Source organism: Streptomyces sp. NPDC029216, assembly GCF_040648015.1.
Lineage (GTDB): Bacteria > Actinomycetota > Actinomycetes > Streptomycetales > Streptomycetaceae > Streptomyces.
The window spans coordinates 1-4,417 of the sequence record NZ_JBEZWL010000267.1; the positions used below are offsets into that span (position 1 = coordinate 1).

The 4,417-nt window shown below is 77.5% G+C and carries 2 protein-coding genes and 1 pseudogene; 2 read left to right on the top strand and 1 reads right to left on the bottom strand.

The window, feature by feature from the left end; all coding sequences use genetic code 11:
• Positions 1–101 precede the first annotated feature (101 nt).
• Positions 102–908, top strand: a complete 807-nt coding sequence (gene modA, locus AB0F18_RS38585) for a molybdate ABC transporter substrate-binding protein (RefSeq protein ID WP_362070040.1) — start codon at positions 102–104, stop codon at positions 906–908.
• Between the two features lie 144 nt (positions 909–1,052).
• Entirely contained in the window at positions 1,053–2,996 is a 1,944-nt protein-coding gene (locus tag AB0F18_RS38590; RefSeq protein ID WP_362070043.1) for an ABC transporter permease, read from the top strand.
• Here the strand turns inward: AB0F18_RS38590 and AB0F18_RS38595 are convergent.
• Positions 2,977–4,417 (bottom strand): annotated as a pseudogene (locus AB0F18_RS38595) (hypothetical protein); the annotation flags it as partial. The gene AB0F18_RS38590 and the pseudogene AB0F18_RS38595 overlap by 20 nt on opposite strands.

Below are 4,417 nucleotides of genomic sequence, written 5' to 3' on the forward strand. Positions count from 1 at the left end.
CACCCACCGACCGTCCCCACCCGCTCCGCCCGTCACGGCGCGGGTCACACCGTGCGGCCCGGCAGCCGGCCGGCCGCCGACCCGACCGAGGAGCCCCTCTCATGCACGCGATCCCGAACGGCCGCCGCGCGGCCGCCGCGGCGCTGACCGCCGCCCTGCTCGTCCCGCTGTCCGCCTGCGGCGCCGACGACGACAAGAAGGCCGACGCCGGCAGCTCCGCGTCCGCCTCGGCCGGGGCCAAGGCCGCGAACCTCACCGTGCTCGCCGCGTCCTCCCTGACCGACGTCTTCCCGAAGGTCGGCGAGGCCTACGAGAAGTCCCACCCGGGCACCGAGGTGAAGTTCTCCTTCGCCGGCTCGCAGGAGCTCGCCGCCCAGGTCAAGCAGGGTTCCCCGGCCGACGCGCTGGTCACCGCCGACACCAAGACGATGGACGGCCTCAAGGGCGAGACCGGCGACGCCACGGTCATCGCGAAGAACCGCCTGGTCATCGCCGCCGGCAAGGGCAACCCGTTCAAGATCGACGAGCTGAAGGACCTCGCCGACTCCAAGATCAAGGTCGTCCTCGCGGCGCCCGAGGTCCCCGTCGGCCGCTACAGCAAGCAGATCCTCGACGCCCAGAAGGTCGAGGTGAAGCCGGTCTCCCAGGAGCCCAACGTCCGCGCCGTGCTGAGCAAGGTCGAGCTGGGCGAGGCCGACGCCGGCCTCGTCTACAAGACGGACTCCGCCAAGTCCGGCGACAAGGTCGTCACCGTGGACATCCCGGACGACCAGAACGCCGTCGCCTCCTACCCGGCCGCCACCGTCAAGCAGTCCAAGAACACCGAGGCCGCGGCCGCGTTCGTGGCCTGGCTGAGCACCCCGGAGGCGCAGAAGATCCTCCAGGGCGCCGGTTTCCAGAAGCCGTAACACCACGACCCCGAGGGGGCTGCCCGGTCCGGGGGGAGGGGCAGCCCCTTCGGCATGCCCCCGAACGCGGGCGTCCCGCCCCCGTAGGCTCCGTACGCTGCCCCAGCCCGCCATCCGGCCGCAGTAGCTTCGACCAGGAACCCCATGAGCAGACTCCGCACCCGCACCCGTCCTCCCGTGACGCTGGCGCTCCCCGCGCTGCTCGCCGTCGCGTTCCTGCTGCTGCCGCTGATCGGCATCCTCACCCGCACCCAGTGGGGGGAGCTCGCCGACCACCTGACCAGCCCCGGCGTGGTCGAGGCCCTGCGGCTCTCCCTGCCGGTCTCCGCCTGGGCGCTCGGCCTCTCACTCCTGCTCGGGGTGCCGCTGGCCTGGCTGCTGGCCCGGGTGGAGTTCAAGGGCAAGGCCTTCGTCCGCTCGCTGGTGCTGCTGCCGATGGTGCTGCCGCCGACCGTCGGCGGTGTCGCGCTGCTGCTGGGCTTCGGGCGGCGCGGGCTGCTCGGGCCCTGGCTGGAGGACGCCTTCGGGGTCACCCTGCCCTTCCACACCTCCGGCGCCGTCGTGGCGGCCACGTTCGTGGCGATGCCCTTCCTGGTGATCAGCCTGGAGGGGGCGCTCGGCGGGCTGAAGCCGCGGTACGAGGAGACCGCCGCCTCCCTCGGGGCCTCGCCGGTCCGGGTGTTCTTCACGGTGACCCTGCCCATGGTGGCCCCCGGCCTGATCGCGGGCGCGGCCCTGACCTGGGCGCGGGCCCTCGGCGAGTTCGGTGCGACCATCACCTTCGCCGGGAACCTGCCCGGCACCACCCAGACCCTGCCGCTCCAGGTCTACCTGCTCCTCCAGGACAAGCCCGAGGCGGCGACCTCCGTATCGCTGCTGCTGCTGGCCATCGCCATGGGCGTGCTCATCGCCCTGCGCGGCCGCTGGACCGGCACCCCGGCCGACCGCAGGACGGCCGGGACCGGGCCGGCCGCCGAGGAGACCCCGGCCCCGCAGAACGGCGCCCCGCAGGACGACGCGGACGCGCCCGCGCCGGCGGCCCCCGAGGGCGGCCGCTGGCCGCTGCACGCCGAGGTCACCGGCTTCAACCGGCTGACCCTGGACGCCGAACCGGGCACCACCATCGCCGTCGTCGGCGAGAACGGCGCCGGCAAGACCACCCTGCTGCGCGCCCTGCTCGGCCTGACCCCGCGCGCCCACGCCGAACTGTGGCTGGGCGACACCGACGTCACCGCCCTGCCCCCGCACCGCCGCCAGGTGGCCTGGGTCCCGCAGGACGGGGCGCTGTTCCCGCACCTGAGCGCCCTCGCCAACACCGCCTACGGGCTGCGGGCCCGCCGGGTGCCGCGCGCCGAGGCCCGCCGCGAGGCGCAGGCCTGGCTGGACCGGCTCGGCGTCGGCCACCTCGCCCAGCGCAGGCCCGCGCAGCTGTCCGGCGGGCAGGCGCAGCGCGTGGCCCTCGCCCGGGCGCTGGCCGGCCGCCCCCGGCTGCTGCTGCTCGACGAGCCCCTGGCCGCCCTCGACCAGACCACGCGGGCGCACGTGCGGCACACCCTGCGCACGCACCTGGCGGGCTTCGGCGGGGTGTGCCTGATCGTCACGCACGACCCCGTCGAGGCGGTGTCGCTGGCCGACCGGGTCCTCGTACTGGCCGACGGCCGGACCCTCCAGGACGCCCCGCCCGCCGAGGTCACCCGGCATCCGCGCTCGCCGTGGGTGGCCCGGATGCTGGGCCGCAACGCCTGGCCCGGCACCGCCTCCGCCGACGGGCTCGCCCTGGCGGGCGGCGGGCGGCTGGTGGTGGCCGAGGCCCTGCCGGAAGGGGCTCAGGCCCTGGCCATCATCGCCCCCGAGGCGGTGTCCGTGCACCGGGACCGGCCGGGCGGCAGCCCCCGCAACGTCTGGCCCGGCACGGTCCGCGAGGTCACCGCGGTCGGCAGCCGGCTGCGCGTGCTCGTCGGCTCGGCCGAGGCCCCCGACCTGGTCGCGGAGATCACCCCGGAGGCCGCCGCCGAACTGGGCGTGGCCGACGGCGCCGCGGTGTGGACGAGCGTGAAGGCCACCGAGGTCACCCTCGTACGCCTCTGAGCTCCGGCGGCGCCACCGACAGCCAGTCACGGCCGGGCGCGGCGAAGGCGTCGGCCCCGAACAGGGTCCGGCCGGTGCGGGGTACCGCGACGGTCAGGACGCCCTCGTCCCGTCCGGCGGTGAAGCGGGGCGCGCCGAGGGTGATGACCGCCGTGCCCTTCCCGGTGGTGCGGCGGAACTCCGCGAGGCGCAGCGCCAGCAGGGCGGCCTCCTTGCGGTCCACGGTGTCCGGCGCGTACGGCAGTACGACGGCCAGCGCGCCCGTACCCGGCTCCCGGGCGGCGGAGTCCAGGGCCCGGCGCAGGGCCCGCATCCGGGCCAGGCCGGCGCCGCGGTCGAGGGTGCGGCGCGCGGTGTCGAGCGGCACGAAGCGCACCCCGCGGTGCAGGAAGGGCGCCCGCTCGGTGCCGGTCAGCACCAGCTCGGCGCCCGCGGCGGTCTCCCCGGCGGCGAACCGCCAGGGCCGGGCCCCGGCCTGCGCGGCGGTGGCCACCATCGGGTCGGGGCGGGCGGCGCCGGGGACGGCGGGCCCGGTGGGCGGGGTCGTGGCGGTCAGGGTGTCCAGCAGCAGCCGGCCGGGGCGGGCGCCCGGGGCCGCCGAGAGGCGGGTGACGCGCAGGGGCTGCTCGGCGGAGGCCGGGACCGGCAGCCGGACCTCCCGCCAGCCGGTCCAGTCGACGGCGGGCCCGCGCAGCGTCAGGGGCACCCCGTCCGCCCCGGCCAGCTCCACGGCCGGCCGGGCCCCCGAGCCGTCCCCGCCGACCCACAGCGACAGGGCCCGGGTCAGCTCCGGTACGGGGACCGGGCGGGGCGGGGCCGCGGCCGCTCCGGCACGCGCTTCCAGGGCCAGCCCCGGGCCGGGGTGGCCCTCGGCGGGGGCGGCGCTCGCTCCGGTCCAGGCGGCGGCGTCCTCGAAGCCGGCCAGGGGCGCGGCCACCGAGCCGACGCCGAGGGCCAGTTCGGCGGTGGCGCCGGTGGCCTTGACGGTGGCGGACAGCCGCCCGGCTGCCTGCGGGGCGAGGGCCGTGACGGTGAAGCCGCCCCGGCCGTCCTCGGTGACCCGCCAGCGGGTGCGGTCGTAGCTCAGGGTCAGGTCCCGGGGCTCGACGGGGGCGGCGTGGCCCTGGGCGTCGTACCCGCTCAGGCTGAACCCGGCGCTCTCCCCGCGCCGTTCGAGGCCGATCCGGGCGGGCAGGACCCGGACTCCGGCGAGCGGCCCGAGCACCTCAAGCCGCAGGACCCCCTCGGGCACGCCCGCGCCCGCCCCCGGTGCGGGCACCCCGTTGCCGGTCGTGGCGGCCGTGCCCGTCGCCGTCCCCGACGCCGTCCCCCCGGCCGGGTCCGCTCCCTCGGCCGGCTTTCCGGCAGGTGCCCCGGACGGGCCCGTCCCGGCCCCGGGCCCGGACGCCCCCGGAGTGCTC